Source organism: Ligilactobacillus sp. JN-6 (Y).1 (assembly GCF_058111525.1).
The window spans coordinates 1,022,618-1,043,017 of record NZ_CM176599.1 but is presented as its reverse complement, the minus strand read 5'-3'; the positions used below and the strand labels follow the sequence as shown (position 1 = coordinate 1,043,017).

The following is a 20,400-nucleotide window of genomic DNA, read 5'->3' as shown; positions in this document are numbered from 1 at the left end:
AACAATCGTAATAGTCAATACTTAACAGACTGAACATCGCATCAGACGCGACATACAGCAACAGCACATTTTAGTATTGAATTGAATTGTCACAATGATTACCCCCTCGTTATTAGCTAAACTAAATATAAGCAAGAAATGAGTTAAAGTCAAGCAGAAAAATCTCCAGAATAAAAACTGCTTAAACTTTTGCGCTTAAGCAGTTTATATATAATTAATATTTTAATAAAGTTAAATCAAAACAGAGGCAATCAATTGTAATAAAAACAAACCGGATAACCCTAACATCATTGGCGAAATGCTCTTTTTTTGGCCCGCAGCAAATTTTACGAGTGGATATCCTACAAACCCAAATGCCAGCCCAGTTGATATCGAGCCAGTTAAAGGTATCAAAACAATGATCAAAAACGCAGGAAACCATTCACTAAAGTCAGTCAGGTCGATCTGGCCGATCTGTTCCATCATCAATGCCCCGGTGATAATGATCACAGGAGCAATAGCTGCATCAGGCACATAACTCAACAAAGGGATAAAAAATAATGAAAGCAGAAACATAATACCAGCAGTTAAAGCAGTGATACCTGTCCTGCCACCACTTTCGATCCCTGATGCACTTTCTGCTGCAGCGACGGTTGGACTTGTCCCCATAAAGCTTGAACAAAAAGCCGCTAGAGCATTAGCACGATAAGCTTTTTGAAAATCTGGCGAATCGCCAAGCAACCCTTGCAATAACCCCATCGATTCGAAAACTAAGATCATTGTCATTGAAAAAACAGCCACCAAAAACTTAACAGTGAATACTCCGCCAAAATCACCTTGAAACAATAGTTGACCATATAAACCAAGCGACGACAAACTTGCATTGCTGCCTGATTTTGCACCAGAGCCCACTATAAAGGCCAATACACTTGTTGTGACAATCCCGATCACAAAACCGCCCGGAACTTTACGTAAATATAAAATCAATGTCAAAGCCAAGCAAAACAGCGCTAATAAAACCGGTAAGCTGCTTAAGTCTCCCAAAGCAAGTAATGATTTCTGTCCACCAGAGTGGATCAGTTGTGCCTTTTCTAATCCAAGAACAACCAGAAACATGCCGATCCCAGCCGTGATCCCGTGTTTCAAACTCGCAGGGATCGTATTTGCAAAAACCTTACTCAATGGAGTAAAAGCAACAACTAAATACAAAAAGCCGCTAACAACACAAATGGCCAGTGCCTGTTGCCATGTAAATTTCATGGACTGGACAAGTGTGTACGTGAAAAAAGCATTGACTCCCATTCCTGGAGTAATAATAACTGGTGCATTTGCGATAAAATACATCAGCAAACATCCAAGCGCTGAAGAAAAAATTGTTGCAAAAACGGACAAAGACGCAGGGATCCCCGCGTCTTTGAGAATTATCGGGTTGACCACGATGATATACGAAATCGCAAAAAAACTTGTCATTCCAGCGATAAATTCTGTTCGTAAATTGATGTTACTAGTGAAACTATGTTGCTTTTTCATCTTAAACTACCAGACAAAGACCCCGACCATCGCTGCTGATAGCAACGAAACTAAAATACCGGAAATCAGCATATAACCAACATTAGCAGCAATCACATCGTTCTTTTCTTTGTTGACCAAGCCTTTGAAGGCACCAATGATCATACCAACTGTTGAGAAGTTAGCAAATGATGTGACAAAGACTGTCAACACAGCACGATAGTGGTCAGAAAAGGCTGCTGTAGCAATGGTTTTAGTAACTTTACCCATAACAACGAATTCGTTTGTAACCAATTTTTCACCCATATATTGAGCAAACTGGAAAGCATCATTGACAGGCAGACCCATCAACCATGCAAATGGGAACATTACGACTCCTAAAATATGTTCCAATGATAACCATGGTGTGATCCAGCCCAACACCTTATCGATCAAGGCAGCTAAGGCAACAAAGGCAATAACATTAGCTGCGATGATCAAGACCAAACGGCCAGCACCAAGAATAGAATCACCCAAGAATGAGAAGAATGGTTCTTTCTTACCAGATTCATCAGCTTCACCAACTTCAGCAGCGGCAGAGCCTCCCATCGTAGCGATCTTATCTTCTTCTGCTGGAACAACGACTGGGTTGAGCATCGAAGTAACGATCAAAGCATTGATCACATTGATCGGGATCGCCGTCAAAATAAATTCAGCTGGCATCATTTGTGTATATGAACCAACGATCGAAGCCGTAACACAACTCATTGACATCATAGCGATCGTTAAGTTACGTTTGGCATTCATTGTTTTCAACTGTAATGAAGAAACAGCTAATGCTTCGGTATTGCCCAAGAACATCATTTCAACAGCAAAGAAAGACTCAAAACGTGGTTGTCCAGTCAACTTAGACAAGCCACGACCTAACCATTTAATGATCCAAGGTAAAACACCGATATAAGTCAAAATATCAAACAATGGTACGATCATTAAAATCGGCAGCAACACCTGAACGAACCAATCCATTTGTTTAACGTTGACCATACTTGGTACAGCAAAAGCAATACCAGTATAGGCCACATCGACCAACTCATTAAAAACAGCAGCAGCAACATCGACAATGGTTCTCCCGATAGAAAAACTTGTCAAAAACCAAGCTAATACAAGATTAAATACAACCATGATCCCAACAGCTTTCCAATTGATCTTGGATTTTTCTTTGGAAAGAAGCCAACCGATCAATAGAAAAATCACTAAACCAACAATGTTTATAGCTAAATACAAAGGAAGTCCCTCTTTCTTTATGTAGCGTGTATTCCTAAGTGTGAGATCATTTCTATCGCGATAATTTCACACTCTGTAAAAACAAAATTTACTAATTTATAGTATACCGATTAAGCTAATTAATGTAAATAAAATCTGAACCTTTGTCATGCACTTTTCAGTTTGCTGAAATGTATTTTATTAAGATTAAGAGTTATCAACTGTGCATTGAATAATCTTGACGTATAATGGTAGTGTTCTATATATATGGAGATTTTTTACAAACAATAATTAACAAAGGGAGTGGGATAGTGGAAAATAAAGCGATCGACGTCGGAGTTTTAGCTGGTAAGATATTAGTTGAAGCTGGATCTGAAATGTGGCGTGTCGAAGATACCACTAAGCGGATCATTAACCATGCATCGTCAAATAAGACTGAAGCTTTTACTAGTTTGACGGGACTATTAGTCAACTTAAAAGACACTCCCTACACACGTTTTATGCAAGTTGAAAAGCGTGGTATCAACATGAACAACATTGACCGAGTTAATACGTTGTCTCGCCAATACACAGAAAATAAATTGACACTGGAAGAATTGGAACTAAGACTGCTCCAACTAAAAAACACAAAACCGCAATACCCGCTATGGTTACAGACAGTCGGTGCCGGCTTTGAAGGTGCTTTTTTTATGTTCATTTTTACCCAAACTTATAACTGGGAAGATTTTCCTCTTGCCTTTTTTGCGGGGGCACTAGGCTACTTAGTAACTTATTACGTCGGTACACGAGTTAGGGTCCGCTTTATGAGCGAATTCCTTGGCGCTCTCACGGTTGGTTTATGCGCTGTGATCGGTGTCCGTCTTCACCTCGGAGTCAATGTCCAAAATATTATTATTGGCGCGATCATGCCTCCTCTGCCAGGAATACCAATGATCAACTCTATGCGTGACATCTTTGAAGGAAATCTGCTTTCAGGGATCGAAAGGTTGATGGAGTCACTGATCATTTTAAGTGCTATCGCGTTTGGTGTTGGGCTTGTTCTACGTTATGTTTAGATAAAAGGGGTATTTTATGACGCTTTACCATTTTTTTATTCAGGCAGCTTTTAGTTACTTGGGAACATTTACTTTTGGGCTGTTCATTAATTTGCCAAAAAAGGCCTTAAACACTTCTAGTTTCATTGGCATGGCCGGTTGGCTACTGTATTGGTTTATATTTAAATTCGACTATGGGTCGATCTTAGCCAACTTTATGGCCGCCTTATTAGTTGGCTTACTCGGTATCTTCTTTTCTTTTAAAAAGCAAATGCCTTCGACCATGTTTAGCTCTGGACTTGTTCCTCTTGTTCCAGGAGCCAGTGGTTACCAAGCAGTGGCAGCTTTTATCAACGGGGAGACGACTCTGGCAATTTCAAAAACGATCCATGTCGCTATGGTCGCAGGCGCTATTGCGCTTGGTTATATCACTGCACAGATGCTTAGTGATATTTTCAATCAGAAGCGAAAAAGATGAAAAGTCTTAAAGCTTTGTCCTTAAAGTTTAATCGCAGAATTTGGCGATCCTGCAAGGCAACGTTTACCGCAGTATAATATTCATCTATACTAATTTTATATTTGGTTTTATACAAATGTTTTTAAATATTAGTTAGACTCATGCACAGGAGGAATTCTTATGTCTAAATCACTAGCTTGTCGCCAAACACTTGCTTTAACCAGTCACAGAGTGCTAGCGGGCGACTTAAATGAACACGAAACGGTCTATGGCGGCCGATTATTAGAAATGCTAGACGGAACAGCTTCGATCTCAGCAGCCAGATTAGCAAAGAGCGTCAACGTCACTGCTTCAATGGACCAGACAAACTTTATCGCACCGTTTGGTTTACAAGATTCTTTTTGCATCGAAACCTATGTTAGCGGGTGCGGTAAGCGGTCGATCGAAGTTTTTGCAAAGATTATCGGTGAACATTTGCAAACTGGTGAACGTTATATTGGATTAACATCATTTTTGACCTTTGTAGTAACAGACAAAAGTGTTTCCTTAGAAAAAATCATTCCAGAGACAGCGGAAGAAAAAATGATCAATGCTGGTTACGAAAAACGCCAAGAAAACAGAATGACTAACTTGAGATCACAAAAAGAATTTAACAATTCACTTAGTTTAAAGTATCCTTGGGATCTAGATTAGTGTGCAAATCAACTCTCACTTTTTAACCATAAAAACTGCAGCCAAACAAGAATGTATTCCCGCTTGGCTGCAGTTTTTTATTAACTATAAACACAGAAATGGATCATGGTGTTTAAAATCCGAGCATATCGAACTATAAAAACAGCTTGAAGTGATGTATCTGAGTTAACTTTACGTCAAGGTGAGTCATCTATTCCAGCACTTTATTCGCTATTTCAGTACTATAATTCGTCAAATCTTTGCCACACAACACAGGATCCACTTTTGCTTTTTGCCGGTTAACTATCTGAGCAGGTGATCCAACAACTGTGGAACCTGCTGGAACATCCTTTAAAACAACCGCACCTGCACCGACCTTACTGTCTTCCCCGATAACTAACGGTCCTAAGATCTGTGCGTTCGCTCCGATAAAGGCTCTTTTTTCAATATGCGGATGGCGCTTTTGTTCATCTGACAAGTGTCTAGCACCTAATGTGACGCCTTGAAAAAGAGTCACATCGTCTTCGATGACAGCAGTTTCTCCAATTACTACCCCAACGCCATGATCAATAAACACTCGCCGTCCGATCCGAGCAGCCGGAGAGATAGAGATCCCTGTCTTATGCGTTGCGTGGTGACTCACCGACCCTGCCAGAACGTATAATTTATGCACGTGAAAATAATGAGCAATTCGGTGCCAAAACAGGGCATGGAGTCCAGGATAAGTCAGCAAGACTTCCACTAAACTATGCGCTGCGGGATCTCTTTTAAGAATTGAACGCGCCGTTTCCAACATGATCCTGACTTCCTTTCAGGTTAGCAAACCCTTGTTGAAGATCCAAAAGTAGATCATTTTCATCCTCAACACCAACAGACAACCGGATCAACTCGTCTTTAATACCATTTTTTAATCTAGTTTCGCGTGGGATCGCACCATGTGTCATCAAAGCCGGGATCTCGATCAATGATTCCAATGCACCGAGGCTTTCCGCCAAAGTGACCAATTGCAACCCTTCGACAAATTCCCTAGGATCGAGTCCATCTTTCAATTCAAAAGAGATCATTGCGCCAAAGCCATTCATTTGTTTACGAGCTACTTCGTAATCAGGATCGTCAGGATCACCTGGATAATAAACCTTACTAACTAACGGCTGCTTAGATAAATAATCAAACACTTTTTCAGTATTTGTCAGATGCGCTCTCATTCGCAAACCTAAAGTTTTCATCCCACGCTGTAATAACCAACTTTCTTGCGGACCCAAAATACTGCCGATCGAATTTTGCAAGTAACCGATCTGATCTGCTAACTTTTGCTCTTTTGTAACCACCAAGCCTGCAATTACATCACTGTGTCCTCCAAGGTATTTTGAAGCACTATGGAGCACAATGTCTATCCCTAGCTCTAACGGACGTTGGATATATGGGGAAGCAAAAGTGTTATCAATAATGCTCAAAATACCGTGCTCTTTAGCGATACGAGCAACTTCAGCGATATCTGTCACATGCAATAAAGGGTTCGTTGGTGTTTCCAGATAGATAGCTTTTGTATTTTCCTGGATAGCATTTTCAACTGCTGCTAAATCACGAGTATCGACCACACTAAAAGACAATCCCAATCTCTTTAAAACGGTATTCAATAACCGGAATGTTCCACCATAAACATCATTGCCAACAACAAAATGATCCCCAGCCGAAAACATAGAAAAGACCGTATTGATCGCCGCTGATCCTGAAGAAAAGGCAAAGCCAGCGACTCCTCCTTCCAGGTCCGCAATTAACTTTTCAACAGCTTCCCGCGTCGGATTGCCGGTCCGCGAATATTCATATTCTGTTTCTCCAACTTTCTTTTGGTGAAATGTAGATGCCATATAAATCGGGATCGAAGTTGCACCAGTATATTTATCTTCACTAACACCTGCGTGTAATAATTTTGTATCAAACTTCATGATCAAACTACCTCCGTCTTTCTAGATCAATTTATTTTTTAAAAAGTAACTTTTCAAATTTACTCATATATATTTTGACTCATATATCGTTCACTGCTATCAGGAAAAATTGTAACGATACTACTATTCTCAGGTAAGGTTTCAGCGACTTTGAGGCTTGCAGCAAGTGCGGCCCCACTAGAACTGCCAATAAAAAGTCCTTGTTCCCGCGCCATTCGTCTGACTTCCTTAAATGCATCATTATCAGGAACTGTGATCGTCTGATCGATCTGCAGACCAGAGAAAAATGGTGGAATAAATTCGACCCCGATTCCTTCGGTCCTATGTGAATGAGCAGGACCACCATTTAAAATCGAACCCTCAGGCTCAACCACAATTGTTTTGACCTCAGGATACTGTTCCTGTAAATATTTCGCCACCCCGGCAAATGTTCCCCCACTTCCAGCACCAGCAACAAAAGCATCCACCGGCTTATCTAATTCAGAAACCAACTCAGGAGCCAAAGTAAGGTAATAAGTTTCTGGATTAGCTGAATTTTCAAATTGCATGGGCACATAACTATTAGACGTTTTTCGTTCAAGTTCACGCGCTTTTTCTATCGCACCTTTGATCCCATCTTCACTTGGAGTATGAATAAGTTTAGCTCCTAAAGCTTGCATCAATTGTTGCTTTTCAAAACTAAATTTTTCTGGAACGACCAGGATCGTCTTTAAATGATGCTGCTGAGCGGCCAAAGCAAGTCCGATCCCTGTATTACCCGCAGTGGGCTCGATGATAGTCGTTTTCTGGTTGATCTTTCCCTTAGCGATCCCATCTTGTAACATATACTTACCCAAACGGTCTTTAATACTCCCGCCAGGATTAAACATCTCCAACTTAGCATAAATGTGACTTTGTTTAGGCACATTTATTTGTAGATCGATCAACGGTGTGTTGCCGATCAATTGTGAAACAGATTGAATGGCCATAAGTTTTACTTCCTTTCTAAACAACAAAACAGAGCAGAAAAGCTCGACAGACAATGAGCATTATCGGAATCAGGCGCAATAGCACGGTTTTCAGCTATAAAAAAAGACGCCAGATCCTGATAAACAGAATTCCAGCGTCCTTAGTTCAATGCCAACCTACGTGGACATTGAACACTTTAAGGTCATTATTCCCCAAAAATGCTAATGCAAACAGGTCGAACATCGCCAAAAACGCACTGTTCGACAGCAACAAGTATTTACATTAAGCATAAATTGCATCATAATGACACCTCCGAGTGATTTAACCTAAATATACAAAATAAAAAATTAACTGTCAACGATTTCTTTTGTTTCGGATCATTAACTGGCACTGCCTATAGATTCAGATCCTATTTTTCTTCGTCTAAAATTTTCAGCAAATTATCATATTGCCCAGACATCCATTGCTTATAATTCTTTTTGGCAGGTAAAGTTTCGGTCACCTTAAGTACTGGTACGTTGTTTTTCTTAGCTAAGGAGACAAAATTATTCACAACTTTATCGCTAACTTGCGAGTTATATACAAAAAAAGCAATTTTATGGTGTTTAATATTCTTTTGCATATCGCTAATTGTTTGTGGAGAAGGATCAGTACCTTTTTCAACTGAATTTTCGAATTTTTTATCTCCGATCTTAAACCCCATTGATTTTATCGCATAATCAAAAACAGGTTCTGAAACATAAACCTTTTTATTATCTGATTTAGCAGCTATTTTTTGCAAATTTTCTATCTTGTTATCGACTGGCTGCAAAGAATTAATATATTTTTGAGCATTTTTCTGAAAATATTTCTTATTTTTAGGTTGTTTTTTGCCCAGTTCCCTTGCCAGCCTGTTAGCTAATTTTGGCATAGTATCAGGGTCATACCAAAGGTGCGGATTATCCCCACTTCTTTTGCCCATTATATTTTCTCCAACTTTAAGATACTTTGCCTTACCGCCGTTATTTTTAACTAACTTATTCATCCAACTATCGTAGCCAACGCCATTAGCAATAACTATTTGTGAGTCAGCGATCCCTTTTGCAACCTTAGGTGTTGGATCGTAATCGTGAGGATCAACATTAGGTTTATTGATCACTGATGTGACTTGACCCTTATTTCCCACTACTGCCTTGGCAACCTCACCGTAAAAATCTGTAGTCGCTGTGATCTTGATTTTGTTTGTATCCTTTTTTGTAGCATTTTTAGAACAACCTGCACCTACAAAAATTAATAAAATAAGTAAAAGAACTATCCCTAAACTTCTGTTTTGTTTAACTTTATCCAAGTTCCCCATCTCCTCATTTAAATAGTAATTATTACTCTTTAAAGATAATATCATATGACTGACTTTAATACAAACCACCTTCTATATAAATATCTTTTGTCCGTAAATAATCGTATATCAGCTAGTTAGCAAGCAAATTCAGCAAAACAAAATGCAGTTTAGAAAGCAATACTTCATTTCTAAAACTGCATTTTTATTTTATATTATCCTCTTGCCTATTCCGGGAAGACTGGTATCAATTTGCTCTCTAATACATCTACTAACCCCAGATCGCTATATTTGAACTCGGGGATCACAGTTAAGCCCAGTGTCACGATACGTAATAGAGGCTTTAAAGTGTCCAAGCCAATACTTCTTAACGTTTCTTCCATTGATCTGCCTTTTTTGGCAGTTTCAAGACAACTTTCATTACTCATTAATCCAAATACCGGCAACTCTAAAGTTTGCAGCAATTCATCTTTGCTTGAACAGCTGATCCCACCGCCGCATTTTACCAAAGCCTCATACACACGTTGAGCCGCTTCAGGATAACGGTAAACGATCATCATATTATGGTGATCATGAGCGATCGTACTTCCGACTGCCCCTTCTACTCCACCAAAATGACGGATCAGCCCCACGGATCTATTCGGTTTCCCATAACGGTTAATAGTAATAACATAAGCTAAATCAGGATCATCGCTAATATCTATGATACCGCCATTTACTTGATGCTCTTCTACTTGTAAACGTGTCATAGAATCTTTATAGTCTGTATAAGCCGGAACATTGACCTTAACTTTACCATCTTGCTGCCCATTAGGAGCCTTTAATTGAAAATCTTCTAGTGTTAAAGGTAAAACATTAACTGTATTCCTTTTTTCAATGTCAAAATCTTTAGCTTCGATCGGCACTACCATTTTTCCATTTTCAGCCACCAATTTGCCTTCAAAATAGACTTGTTCTGGCTCAAAATTTTTCAGATCACGGACTAATAAGAAATCCGCCACGTATCCAGGAGCAATAGCGCCTAAATTGGTAACACCAACTTCTTGTGCTGCATGTAGAGAAGCTGCACGAACAGCTTCGATCGCTGGCATACCATTTTCAATAATTCGATTAACTACGTGGTTCAAATGACCGTCTGTTAAAAGATCGGCAGCCTCACGATCATCAGTACATAATGCCAAACGATCACGCCACGGCAGATCCTTAACGCCGGACCAAATGGCATCGATGTTTTTAGCCATAGAAGACTCTCTAGCATCTAGATACATACCAGTGCGTAATTTACTTTTCGCTTCTTCACCCGTCCGAGTTTCGTGGTCGGTTGTCGGGCCACCCACGGCGTAGGCACTTAATGCACGCCCAAATTCATTAGGAACATGGCCTTGAACGTATAAATCATTTCGTTCTGCGGCCTCGATCATAGATATCGTCCGCTCAGACCCTTGTTCTACGCCCTTATAATCCATCATTTCCGCCAAGCCAACAACATTTTTTAATTTTGCCAAACGATCTACTACACCAGCATCAAAAACAGCGCCCGCTTGTTCCAATCCTGGTACAGCTGGAACAGAAGAAGGAATATTGATCCATTGTCTCATTGGTAAGTCCAGACCAGCATCGTGCATGTAACGAACGGCCTCTTCACCAGCAACGTTACCAACTTCATGCGGATCGGTAATAACTGTTGTCGTTCCATGCGGGATAACTGCTTCCGCAAAATTTCTCGGTGTAAGCATGGAACTCTCAATATGCACATGAGCATCTATCAATCCAGGTACGATGTATGCTCCTTTAGCATCGATGACTTCTTTGACATTGTCAAGCCCAGACTCAAGCTCATCTGCTTCTACATGAATAACGAACCCATTATGAATGAATATTGTGGCAGGATACTCCTCGCCAGTAAATAAATTTAAATACTGCGTATTCTTTACGGCCAAATCTGCTTTTATTTCTCCTAATGCTGCTTTCAATAATTCACGCCGATCTGGTGTAGCTATCTTTTTCATTATCTATTATTCCTCCAATTTTTTTATTTCTATAAATATTTTCTGGTCAGTTAAATACAAAATAAACCATCAAAGGAAGACACATCACATACATCAAAGGATGAACCTCCTTCTTTGCTCCAGTAGTTTTAGAAAATGTCTTAATGGCAACATCTGCTAGGATACCAGCACTGATACCGGCAGCTATCCCGCCAGCAAAAGCAGTAAAAATGATCATAATAAACGGACCAAACGCCTCACTAAAGTCACTAAAATCAATATTTTTGATCGATGAGATCATGTTATATCCAACAAAAATAAGTACAGGGCTAGTTGCTGCATCCGGGATCATTAAGAACAATGGTGAGATCATAATTGAAACAAAAAATAAAGCAGCCGTTGATACAGAAGATAAGCCGGTCCTTCCACCCGCCCCTACTCCTGCGGAAGATTCAACAAAAGTCCCAAAAGATGTACAGCCCAACAAGCCTCCTAAAACTGTCCCTATCGAGTCGACCATAAAAGGCTTTTGAATATCTGGGAGGTTCCCATTTTCATCTAGTAAGCCGGCTTTCTCGCTAACACCTAAAACCGTGCCTAATGTAGAGAAGAAATCACCGAAGAATGCGATGAAAATTAAAACAAGTGAACTGCCATTGACCAATCCTTTAAAATCAAATGAAAAAGTCAATTGACTGATCTCGCTCATCCTTGGTACGCCAAAAAAATGAGCTGGCACTTTCGTAACACCGAAGGGGATCCCTATGATCGTGATCACAATAATACCGATCAATAAAGCCCCGGGGACCTTATGAAGTGTCATTACAGCGATCAATATCAGCCCGAGGATGGCTAGAAAAACATTTGGGTCAGTAAAATTCCCCAAGCTGATCCCATCTTTAAAATTACCGATCCCAGAATTACTAAACCCTAAGTATGTAATGAAAAAACCGATCGCAACTGAAATAGAAGTCTTGATGTTAAAAGGAATGGCTTTGACGATAACATCCCGAATACCAAAGACCGTTAGGACTACAAAAATGATCCCACTGATCAAGACGATCACCATACTATTTCCAAACGAAAGCTTCCCCGACTGGATCAAGGCACCTAACACAAAATTTGTCCCCATCCCAGTCGACAAAGCAAAAGGTAAGTTAGCGTAAAGTCCCATGATCAAGGTCATGAGCCCGGAAACAAAAGCAGTCAAAACGACTAATGCTCCTCTAGAAATAACGACTCCATTTATATCGGTAAATGTCTGTCCCGTTCCAAATCCCATAACTGAACTTGGCTGAACGACCAAAACATATGCCATCGCCATAAAAGTTGTTAATCCAGCTACAAATTCCGTCCGAACATTCGTCTTTCGTTCCTTGAGCTTAAAAAGTTTTTCTAGCACTGTATGAGTCCTCCTTAAAATGACCAACGATGACTTAATTTTACATCAATAATTCGCTTTTTCAAGAAGTTTTCAGTAATTAATTTAAATTAATTCGTTTTATGAAATAATAAACGAACTATATTGCGGATTATAGTTAATAAAGTACGTTATATTAACTTATGCTATTTTAAGACAGAGGGACTTAGGCAAACATCGCATACAAATTTTAATCAACGATCGTCCCTTTTATTAGACAAAAAAAAGCCATCTGCTCCGATAATGAACAGGTGACTATGATTATCTTTTAGATTCCCATCAAATGCGCAAACACGGGCACGACCAGATTATCGACCAAACCGATCACGACTACCGCAACTGCAGCCATTGCGCCTTCAACCGATCCCATTTTTAAGGCAAAGGCTGAACCGATCGTATGTCCGGCAGTTCCAAGGCCCAAACCAGCACCAACGGGATCTTCCTTTAACTTGAACCATTTGACTAATTTATTACCCAAAGCGTAAATAATAACAGCATTTAAAATACAAGCCATTGCTGTAACTGACGCATTTCCGCCAATAGCACTTGTTAATGGCAAAGCAATAGCAGTAGTTGCAGACTGACTAAGCATTGAAGCAACACCAATTTTGTCTAAACCGAATGATTTGGCAACGATCGTAATGACAAATAGTGATACGATCGTCCCGATCACAAGACTAGATAAAATGATCCCCCAGTTTTTCTTCACAACATCATTTCGTTTATACAATGGCACTGCAAAAGCGATCGTAGCAGGAGTTAAGAACCAAAAAATAATGTCTCCTCCTGGCTTATAAGCCCTTGCATAAACTTGCGCTGTGCTAACATCGAAGGACTTGCCCAAAACTACTAAGATGGCAATTCCTAAAACCATAGCAACAAACAGCGGTTGAAATAAGAAAAAGCCATTCGATTTTTTAAAGAGCCACTGTCCTACCATGAATACAGCTAAGGATAAGAAAACACCAAAAAGCGGATTTGTTAGGTAACTCATTGTTTGTTGCCCCCTACTGCACTATGCGAGATTTGCCCTGCTGCACTTGATTTATGCTCACTGATTTTTTGTTTGAACCAGCCAAGCGTCCGTGCTGTATAGGCTGTAACTACTAACAAAATAACCGTTGATAATAAAATAACTAACACTAATTGAATACCTTGAGTTTTCATGATATCTAAGTTGGCAGCCAATGAAATACCTGAAGGAACGAATAAGAAACCGATCATTGAGATCATTGCACTACCAAATGAATCCACCCACTCTATTTTGATAATGTGTGCCGTCAGCAAAGCATACAACAATACCAAACCGATCACTGGAGTTGGTATTGGAAAGGAAGACGGCATTACAGATGAAATCATTTGCGAAACGAATAAGACCGCCGCATAGATCATCATCTGGAATAAAATCGGTGCTGACTTAGTTTCTTTTTCTTTCTTCATAGTTTTTCAGGTCCTTTCTTATATTGTCTCTCTCTTGTCTATATGTTTATCTTAGACTAAAAAGATTTTTAGAAAGGCTTTCCGAGCTGAAATGCAAAAAACGAGACTTAAAATGCAAGAACGTTTACTTAAACGCCAAACACATTTATCCCGTTTTGAAGATATTCAATTTACATGCCCAAACGCTGTCCCAATTCCTTTTGATACGAACGACCAACTTGTACCTTATCGTCGTTATTCATGATCAATAAAGCAGTATGATTGAACCAGGGTTGGACTTCTTTGATCTTCTCGATATTGACCAGACTATTTCTGTGAACTTGCATAAACTTAGAGTCAGTCATTTTATCCTTTAACCACGCAAGTGTCTTCTTAGTGGTATATTCATTAGCGTCAGTCGAAATAGTTAGCATTCCGTCACTGACAGTAGCAGAGACCAGGTCTTCTTTTTTGATCACAACATTCCTATCAGCCAACTCGATACTCAACATGTCGTTAACGGGCTGATCGTTATTTGAACTAGAGCTAGCTTGTAGTGTTTTTAAAGCTTTATTTAATGCCTGATCTATCCGTTCTTGTTCAAACGGTTTTAATACATAATCTAGCGCATCGACATTAAAAGCACGAACTGCATAATCATCATAGGCCGTAGCAAAAATTATTAATGGAGAATACGATAATTGCTTCAACTCATCGGCCAATTCAAACCCATTTTCTTCGTTTAAAGAAATATCTAAAAAAATTAGATCTATATGTTCTTTCAATAATGATCTTTGAGCCTCTTTAAGATCCTCAGCCTGAATGATCTCATACGAAACATCAGCTAGGAGCGAGCTTTGTTTGACCAAATATTCCAATTCCCCTCGCGCCAAAGGCTCATCATCGACCAATAAAATTTTCATTATTCGTTGGCTCCTTCCTGAAAGCTTACTGGAATGATCGTTTTAAAAACTGTCCCCTCAGAACTTGTTGTGACCTGTAGTTTACTCTTAGTGCCATATAATCCTTGTAAACGTTGGTTTAAATTAAATAAAGCAGTCCCACTGCCCTTAGACTCCGTCACCGGCTTTTCCCCAACTGTTTCTAGAATTTTAGGATCAACACCATTACCATTATCCTTAGCGATGATCTCAAAATAATTATCATCTATCCGATGGATCTGCAAGGAGATCTGATTATCTTTCTTCTTATTGCCAAATGCGTGACGCACTGCATTTTCCACAAATATTTGTAAACAAAATGACGGTAATAAAATATTATCTGGAACAGCAACGTCATAAGTCAAATTGAATTTGTTCGGAAAACGCATTTTTTCAATGCTCATATATGCATCAACATGCTTCTTTTCTTGTGCTAAAGTAATTTCTTTTTCCTGTCCATTCTTTAAACTAGAACGGAAAAAAGCACTTAGCTGCATCAATGCTTCATGAGCTTTATCAACGTCCACTCTCATTAATGCACCAATAGTGTTGATCGCATTAAAGAAAAAGTGGGGGCTGATCTGAACCTGTAACGCTTTGATCTCAGCTTCGTTTAGCAAACTTGTTTGTTCTTCAGCGATCCCGATCGCTAATTGTCCCGAAAAAATCAGCGCCAGTCCATTCACTAAATTTTCCTCAACAACTGTCATCTTGCTTCGCTCAGTAAAATAAAATTTTAAAGCACCCACAGTTTTTTCATTGACACGCAAAGGAAGGACGATTGCCGCTTTTAAAGGACAACTTGCCACTGGGCAGCCAATTTCTTCTTGGTTGAATGCGAGTTTTTCTTTTCCTTTAGCTATTACACTCTTAGAAAGATCAGTTAACACCGGCTCACCTGCAATATGGTGATCCGAACCAGCGCCTACATGAGCTAAGACATTTTCCGTGTCTGTCAGACCCACCGCATCGAAATTAGTATATTCCTTGATTATTTGGCAAACATGTTGTGCAGAATCAAAATTTAACCCGTTCCGAAAATAAGGCAAGGTTTTATTTGTCAATTCCAAAACATCCTTGGTCTGTACTGCTCGTAATTGTCTCTCGTTAGATAAATAGGTTTTCAATATTTCCATAAACAAGCAGGAGCCAATGGTATTTAACAAAACCATCGGGATAAAGATCAACTTCACCAGTCCAATACCATGAAAAATAAAAATAAAAAGCATTTGTATCAACTCTGCCGAAAACGATAGTATAACCACCCAAGGAGTTGATGGGTATAACTTATCTTCCTTCACTTTATCTCCCATAACTCCGATCAGGTAACCGATCAATATTGAGCTAATAATATAAAAGTAATCCGAAAATCCACCAAAAATGACTCGATGCAAACCGCCAACTAAGCCAACCAATATGCCGACATATGGCCCTCCGGTCAAGCTTGCTGAAGTGATCACCAACATCCGCGTATTTGCGATCGAGTCCGATTGCGGTAAGCCAGTGATGATCAAAGGTGTGACAACTTCTTTAGAGTTGGTAATTTCAACACCTGTCAAATTAGCGATCATGACAAATAACGAAAAAATAAAAGTCAACCAAATTTGTGTTTTTAAAGTCCTTTTTTCTAGCAATCCTCTGAAAAATCTAGTATTTACCAACAAAAATGCTAAGACCATGATGATGCCCAGTCTCTCTGCCAGTAATATCAACAGATCAAACATCTTCTTACCTCCAAGCCTTATACTACACCAAATATATTATTTCATAAACATTTGTCAAAACGTCACTGTTATAGCTCAATTACAAAATTAAACTGTTGAACAACAAAATTTCCTCTGCCAAAAAAATAAACAATATCTTCCTGTAAAAATTAAGGAAATATTGTTTACTCAAATAATTCATCTTGTTAATGTATTACACTTCTTCTTCGACTTGATCTTTGATACTAGTATGATTCAAAAAAATATTTAAAATAACTGCAGTAAAGCTACCGATAACCATCCCGTTACCAAGGATCGTTTGTAATTGAGGCGGTAAAAATTGGAATAAAGACGGCTGAGTCGTTACACCAAGACCCAAGCCGATCGAAACTGCCATAACCAATAAATTCTTATTGTTCATTTCAACTTCTGCTAACATTTTGATGCCTTGGGCACCAACCATACCAAACATTACCAGCATCGCTCCGCCTAATACCGAGCTTGGGATCAAAGTAGCGATCGCGCCAAACTTAGGGATCAGTCCCAAAATCAACAACAATACAGCCGAATAATAAACGGGCCGCAATTTTTTGATGCCAGAAAGTTGTACTATCCCAACGTTTTGAGAAAAAGTGGAATATGGGAAGGTATTAAAGATCCCACCCAAAATAGCAGCTAACCCTTCAGAACGATAGCCACGCTTCATATCATCTGTACTTAACTTTCGTCCCGTTACATCAGCTAAAGCATAATAAACTCCAGTTGACTCTATCATACAAGTTAAAGCCGCTAGCATCATCGTGGCGATCGAAGACCATTCAAATTTGGGAACTCCAAAATAAAAAGGGACCGGTAATTGGAACCAAGTAGCCGAGCTGACCGGTGAAAAGCCGACTTCCCCTAAAATAATAGCAAGTAATGTTCCAGCCAAGATCCCAACTAAAATAGAAATTTGTTTGAAAAAACCACGACCCCAAATATTGATCACAATAATGATCAAAGCAGTAGTGAACCCAAGGAATAAGTTAACCGGAGTACCGAAACTTTTAGCTGAAGCATCACCACCACCCAAATTTTGAAAAGCAACAGGGATCAAAGTGAAACCGATCAAAGTAATCAAAGAACCCGTAACTACTGGTGGAAAAAAACGGCGTAATTTGGCAAACGGCCCGGCGATCAACATGATAAAGATACCGGCAGCGATTATCCCACCATACATATATGCCCAGCCAAAATTATTTCCTATATTTTGTAAAGGGGCCACATACTCAACCGCACATCCCAAAACAACGGGCATCGCTATCCCAGTCCACGGAGTTCTTTTCAACTGCAGTAATGTGGCGATACCGCACATGAAAATGTCCATCGATACTAAGTAGGTCATCTGTTGTGCATTAAAGTGTAATGCCCCACCAACCAACAGGGGAACTAAAATATCCCCCGAATACATTGCCAGCAAATGTTGTAGCCCTAAAATAAAGTTTTTAGTGATCGATTTATCTGTATTTTCCACTCTTTTTCTCCTTGTTCGATATTTACTAATTGATGTATAAATTTTAACACTATATTTTTTGATTAACAACGTAAAACTGAATTTTAATGATATATAACTTGCTATTGTACGCTTTTATATCAAAAGGCTTTCATTAAACAAGCAAGCCGCTCACGTTTATAATAGACAATATAGAGGTTCACTGTGTCGCTATTAAAGAAAAGAGGGGGTTCTAAATGACGCAGTCTAAAAACATTAATGTCAATTTAGGTAACATTCCAACAACGATGCAAGCCTGGGAGGTCAATACCCAAGGCCCAATAGATTCTGATCCAAGCCCTTTGCAATTAGTTACAAAAAACGTTCCAACTCCTCAGGCTGGAGAAGTTTTGGTCAGAGTACTGACTTGTGGCGTTTGTCGTACAGATCTGCACGTAGCCGAAGGAGATCTACCGTTACATCAAAAGCAGGTCACACCCGGTCATGAGATCATTGGTGAAGTATGCGCTTGCGGCCCACAAACGAGTCGCTTTCAACTTGGTCAAAGGATTGGCATTCCCTGGCTTCGTTACACATGTGGAAAATGCAGTTTTTGTCGTTCAGGGCATGAAAATCTCTGTCCAAATTCAAAATATACCGGTTGGGACCATGACGGCGGATACGCACAATACGCCACAGTCAATAAAGCTTTTGCTTATGCGATACCTGACTCTTTTGAATCAACAACAGCAGCACCGCTTTTATGTGCAGGTATTATCGGTTATCATGCCTATGTTAAGGCAAACGTCCCCGCTGGCGGTACATTAGGGCTATATGGTTTTGGCGGCTCTGCCCACATCACTGCCGAACTAGCCCTTAAACAAGGGATCAAAGTCCATGTTTTGACTCGTGGTGAACACGCTCAAAAATTAGCTCTGAAGCTCGGGGCATCTTCGGCAGCTGGTGCTTATGACCTACCACCTGAGCTGTTAGATTCAGCGATTATTTTTGCTCCGGCTGGCGAGATCATCCCCAAAGCTTTAGAAGGATTAAAGCCAGGCGGCACATTAGCCTTAGCTGGTATCCATATGAGCGATGTTCCGCCATTAAATTATCAGCAACACCTTTTCCACGAAAAAATGATCACTAGCGTAGAAAGTAATACCCGAAAAAATGGTGAAGAATTTTTGAAGCTTGCTAGTCGTTTAAATATTCATCCTGAAACAAGAAAATATTCTTTAGACCAAGCTCAAGAAGCCTTACACTATCTAGCAGTCGGTGATGTCAAAGGTGCAGGAGTGCTCCAAATAGCTGCTGACTGATCAAAGCGGTATTTTAAAATAAAAAAGTTGACGTGATCTGCATAAAGACAGCTCACATCAACTTTTTTCTTATGATCGAGTTCCAACAAGCAATAAATCAAGCCTGTTTGCACCCTGTTTTATCTCAACTTACAGGATCTTCTAAAGTTGAATCTCCTGGTTGCCAATTCCGGTAACCTTGATAGTCAGCACAACGCAATAATTTCTGGGCATTTGCAACCTGCTCGTCAGATGGAGGTTCGATCCCTTCAAGGCGATATTTCACACCCATCTCAGCATACTTATGCACACCCATCGTATGGTAAGGCAAAACCTCGAATTTTTCGACGTTATGCAATGTCTTAACGAAGTCACCAGTTTCAGTTAGGAATTTATCATTGTCGGTGATCGTCGGGATCAAAACCTGTCTGACCCACATCGGTTTACCGATCTCAGAAAGATAACGAGCCAGATCTAGAATATTGTCATTAGGATATCCCGTCAACTTCTTGTGCTCTTCGGAATTGATGTGCTTAATATCTAGCAAAATGATATCCGTAACATCCAGCAACTTGTTAAACTGGCTAAACCAAGGTTCACGACGAGTAAATGGTTGGCCACAGGTATCCAAGCAAGTACTGATCCCTAACTTCTTACATTTGGTAAAAAGTTCTGTAGCAAACTCTATTTGCAATAAGATCTCGCCACCTGACAGGGTGATCCCACCTTTATCTCCCCAAAAAGCTTTATAAGATAATGCCTGATCTAAAATCTCATCTGATGTCATCTTAGTTCCGACATTTTTCTTCCAAGTATCAGGGTTATGGCAGAATTTACAGCGCATATTGCAGCCTTGCATAAAGGCTACAAAGCGAATACCTGGCCCATCAACAGCACCAAAGGTCTCGATCGAATGAACATAACCTTCGACTTGTCCGTCACGAGTAGGCAATGGCCGCAACCGTGGGTTTCTCTTACGTGTTTTCCTTGTTCTTGTTCTAGTTTCTGTACTCATAATCTCTCTCTTAACCCCCTGCTTCTAATAACTGTACCTA

General features: G+C 39.7%; 18 protein-coding genes. 4 read left to right on the top strand and 14 right to left on the bottom strand.

Annotated features, from left to right (window positions below; translation table 11 throughout):
* Positions 1 to 231: 231 nt before the first annotated feature.
* On the bottom strand, positions 232 to 1,509 hold the full coding sequence (locus AC3XNE_RS04865) for an NCS2 family permease (protein ID WP_489833185.1): 1,278 nt from the start codon (positions 1,507 to 1,509) through the stop codon (positions 232 to 234).
* Positions 1,510 to 1,515: 6 nt separating this feature from the next.
* Entirely contained in the window at positions 1,516 to 2,751 is a 1,236-nt protein-coding gene (locus AC3XNE_RS04860; protein ID WP_489833184.1) for a NupC/NupG family nucleoside CNT transporter, read from the bottom strand.
* 290 nt (positions 2,752 to 3,041) lie between these two features.
* Between AC3XNE_RS04860 and AC3XNE_RS04855 the strand changes: the two genes are divergently transcribed.
* The 3 genes from AC3XNE_RS04855 (at position 3,042) to AC3XNE_RS04845 (ending at position 4,914) form a co-directional block, all read left to right on the top strand.
* Positions 3,042 to 3,785 (top strand): threonine/serine exporter family protein, encoded by a 744-nt coding sequence (locus AC3XNE_RS04855; RefSeq protein ID WP_489833183.1) that lies wholly within the window; start codon positions 3,042 to 3,044, stop codon positions 3,783 to 3,785.
* A gap of 16 nt (positions 3,786 to 3,801) precedes the next feature.
* The gene (locus AC3XNE_RS04850; RefSeq protein ID WP_489833182.1) at positions 3,802 to 4,242 is read left to right on the top strand and encodes a threonine/serine exporter family protein; all 441 of its coding nucleotides are present in this window, start codon (positions 3,802 to 3,804) and stop codon (positions 4,240 to 4,242) included.
* Between the two features lie 159 nt (positions 4,243 to 4,401).
* The gene (locus AC3XNE_RS04845; protein ID WP_489833181.1) at positions 4,402 to 4,914 is read left to right on the top strand and encodes an acyl-CoA thioesterase; all 513 of its coding nucleotides are present in this window, start codon (positions 4,402 to 4,404) and stop codon (positions 4,912 to 4,914) included.
* Between the two features lie 190 nt (positions 4,915 to 5,104).
* On the opposite strand, the gene epsC is transcribed toward AC3XNE_RS04845, so the two are convergent.
* From epsC to AC3XNE_RS04790, 11 genes are all read right to left on the bottom strand, one after another.
* Entirely contained in the window at positions 5,105 to 5,689 is a 585-nt protein-coding gene (epsC, locus tag AC3XNE_RS04840; RefSeq protein ID WP_489833180.1) for a serine O-acetyltransferase EpsC, read from the bottom strand.
* Positions 5,661 to 6,839 (bottom strand): trans-sulfuration enzyme family protein, encoded by a 1,179-nt coding sequence (locus AC3XNE_RS04835; RefSeq protein ID WP_489833179.1) that lies wholly within the window; start codon positions 6,837 to 6,839, stop codon positions 5,661 to 5,663. The genes epsC and AC3XNE_RS04835 overlap by 29 nt, the downstream gene beginning before the upstream one ends.
* A gap of 59 nt (positions 6,840 to 6,898) precedes the next feature.
* Positions 6,899 to 7,807, bottom strand: a complete 909-nt coding sequence (locus tag AC3XNE_RS04830) for a PLP-dependent cysteine synthase family protein (RefSeq protein ID WP_489833178.1) — start codon at positions 7,805 to 7,807, stop codon at positions 6,899 to 6,901.
* Between the two features lie 389 nt (positions 7,808 to 8,196).
* On the bottom strand, positions 8,197 to 9,114 hold the full coding sequence (locus AC3XNE_RS04825; protein ID WP_489833177.1) for a metal ABC transporter solute-binding protein: 918 nt from the start codon (positions 9,112 to 9,114) through the stop codon (positions 8,197 to 8,199).
* A gap of 215 nt (positions 9,115 to 9,329) precedes the next feature.
* Complete coding sequence (locus tag AC3XNE_RS04820; protein WP_489833176.1) at positions 9,330 to 11,111, bottom strand: adenine deaminase; 1,782 nt, start codon at positions 11,109 to 11,111, stop codon at positions 9,330 to 9,332.
* Between the two features lie 46 nt (positions 11,112 to 11,157).
* Entirely contained in the window at positions 11,158 to 12,492 is a 1,335-nt protein-coding gene (locus tag AC3XNE_RS04815; protein ID WP_489833175.1) for an NCS2 family permease, read from the bottom strand.
* Positions 12,493 to 12,778: 286 nt separating this feature from the next.
* Positions 12,779 to 13,504, bottom strand: a complete 726-nt coding sequence (lrgB, locus tag AC3XNE_RS04810) for an antiholin-like protein LrgB (RefSeq protein ID WP_489833174.1) — start codon at positions 13,502 to 13,504, stop codon at positions 12,779 to 12,781.
* Positions 13,501 to 13,950 (bottom strand): CidA/LrgA family protein, encoded by a 450-nt coding sequence (locus AC3XNE_RS04805; RefSeq protein WP_489833173.1) that lies wholly within the window; start codon positions 13,948 to 13,950, stop codon positions 13,501 to 13,503. Before AC3XNE_RS04805 ends, lrgB begins: the two co-directional genes overlap by 4 nt.
* Positions 13,951 to 14,120: 170 nt before the next feature.
* Positions 14,121 to 14,852 carry a LytTR family transcriptional regulator DNA-binding domain-containing protein gene (locus AC3XNE_RS04800; protein WP_489833172.1) on the bottom strand — a complete coding sequence of 244 codons (732 nt, stop codon included), beginning with the start codon at positions 14,850 to 14,852 and terminating at the stop codon, positions 14,121 to 14,123.
* On the bottom strand, positions 14,852 to 16,594 hold the full coding sequence (locus AC3XNE_RS04795; protein ID WP_489833171.1) for a LytS/YhcK type 5TM receptor domain-containing protein: 1,743 nt from the start codon (positions 16,592 to 16,594) through the stop codon (positions 14,852 to 14,854). Before AC3XNE_RS04795 ends, AC3XNE_RS04800 begins: the two co-directional genes overlap by 1 nt.
* A gap of 193 nt (positions 16,595 to 16,787) precedes the next feature.
* The gene (locus AC3XNE_RS04790) at positions 16,788 to 18,086 is read right to left on the bottom strand and encodes a nucleobase:cation symporter-2 family protein (protein ID WP_489833170.1); all 1,299 of its coding nucleotides are present in this window, start codon (positions 18,084 to 18,086) and stop codon (positions 16,788 to 16,790) included.
* 215 nt (positions 18,087 to 18,301) lie between these two features.
* On the opposite strand from AC3XNE_RS04790, the gene AC3XNE_RS04785 reads away from it, so the two are divergent.
* Positions 18,302 to 19,366: a zinc-dependent alcohol dehydrogenase family protein gene (locus tag AC3XNE_RS04785; RefSeq protein ID WP_489833169.1), complete on the top strand. Its 1,065-nt coding sequence runs from the start codon at positions 18,302 to 18,304 to the stop codon at positions 19,364 to 19,366.
* Between the two features lie 124 nt (positions 19,367 to 19,490).
* Here AC3XNE_RS04785 and pflA read toward each other — a convergent pair whose 3' ends face one another.
* Positions 19,491 to 20,360 carry a pyruvate formate-lyase-activating protein gene (pflA, locus tag AC3XNE_RS04780; RefSeq protein ID WP_489833168.1) on the bottom strand — a complete coding sequence of 290 codons (870 nt, stop codon included), beginning with the start codon at positions 20,358 to 20,360 and terminating at the stop codon, positions 19,491 to 19,493.
* Positions 20,361 to 20,400: the final 40 nt, after the last annotated feature.

Coding starts and splice junctions, on each gene's coding strand:
- AC3XNE_RS04865 (WP_489833185.1), bottom strand. CDS start 1,509: ATGAAAAAGCAACATAGTTTCACTAGTAACATCAATTTACGAACAGAA.
- AC3XNE_RS04850 (WP_489833182.1), top strand. CDS start 3,802: ATGACGCTTTACCATTTTTTTATTCAGGCAGCTTTTAGTTACTTGGGA.
- AC3XNE_RS04845 (WP_489833181.1), top strand. CDS start 4,402: ATGTCTAAATCACTAGCTTGTCGCCAAACACTTGCTTTAACCAGTCAC.
- epsC (WP_489833180.1), bottom strand. CDS start 5,689: ATGTTGGAAACGGCGCGTTCAATTCTTAAAAGAGATCCCGCAGCGCAT.
- AC3XNE_RS04835 (WP_489833179.1), bottom strand. CDS start 6,839: ATGAAGTTTGATACAAAATTATTACACGCAGGTGTTAGTGAAGATAAA.
- AC3XNE_RS04830 (WP_489833178.1), bottom strand. CDS start 7,807: ATGGCCATTCAATCTGTTTCACAATTGATCGGCAACACACCGTTGATC.
- AC3XNE_RS04820 (WP_489833176.1), bottom strand. CDS start 11,111: ATGAAAAAGATAGCTACACCAGATCGGCGTGAATTATTGAAAGCAGCA.
- lrgB (WP_489833174.1), bottom strand. CDS start 13,504: ATGAGTTACCTAACAAATCCGCTTTTTGGTGTTTTCTTATCCTTAGCT.
- AC3XNE_RS04805 (WP_489833173.1), bottom strand. CDS start 13,950: ATGAAGAAAGAAAAAGAAACTAAGTCAGCACCGATTTTATTCCAGATG.
- AC3XNE_RS04800 (WP_489833172.1), bottom strand. CDS start 14,852: ATGAAAATTTTATTGGTCGATGATGAGCCTTTGGCGCGAGGGGAATTG.
- AC3XNE_RS04795 (WP_489833171.1), bottom strand. CDS start 16,594: ATGTTTGATCTGTTGATATTACTGGCAGAGAGACTGGGCATCATCATG.
- AC3XNE_RS04785 (WP_489833169.1), top strand. CDS start 18,302: ATGACGCAGTCTAAAAACATTAATGTCAATTTAGGTAACATTCCAACA.
- pflA (WP_489833168.1), bottom strand. CDS start 20,360: ATGAGTACAGAAACTAGAACAAGAACAAGGAAAACACGTAAGAGAAAC.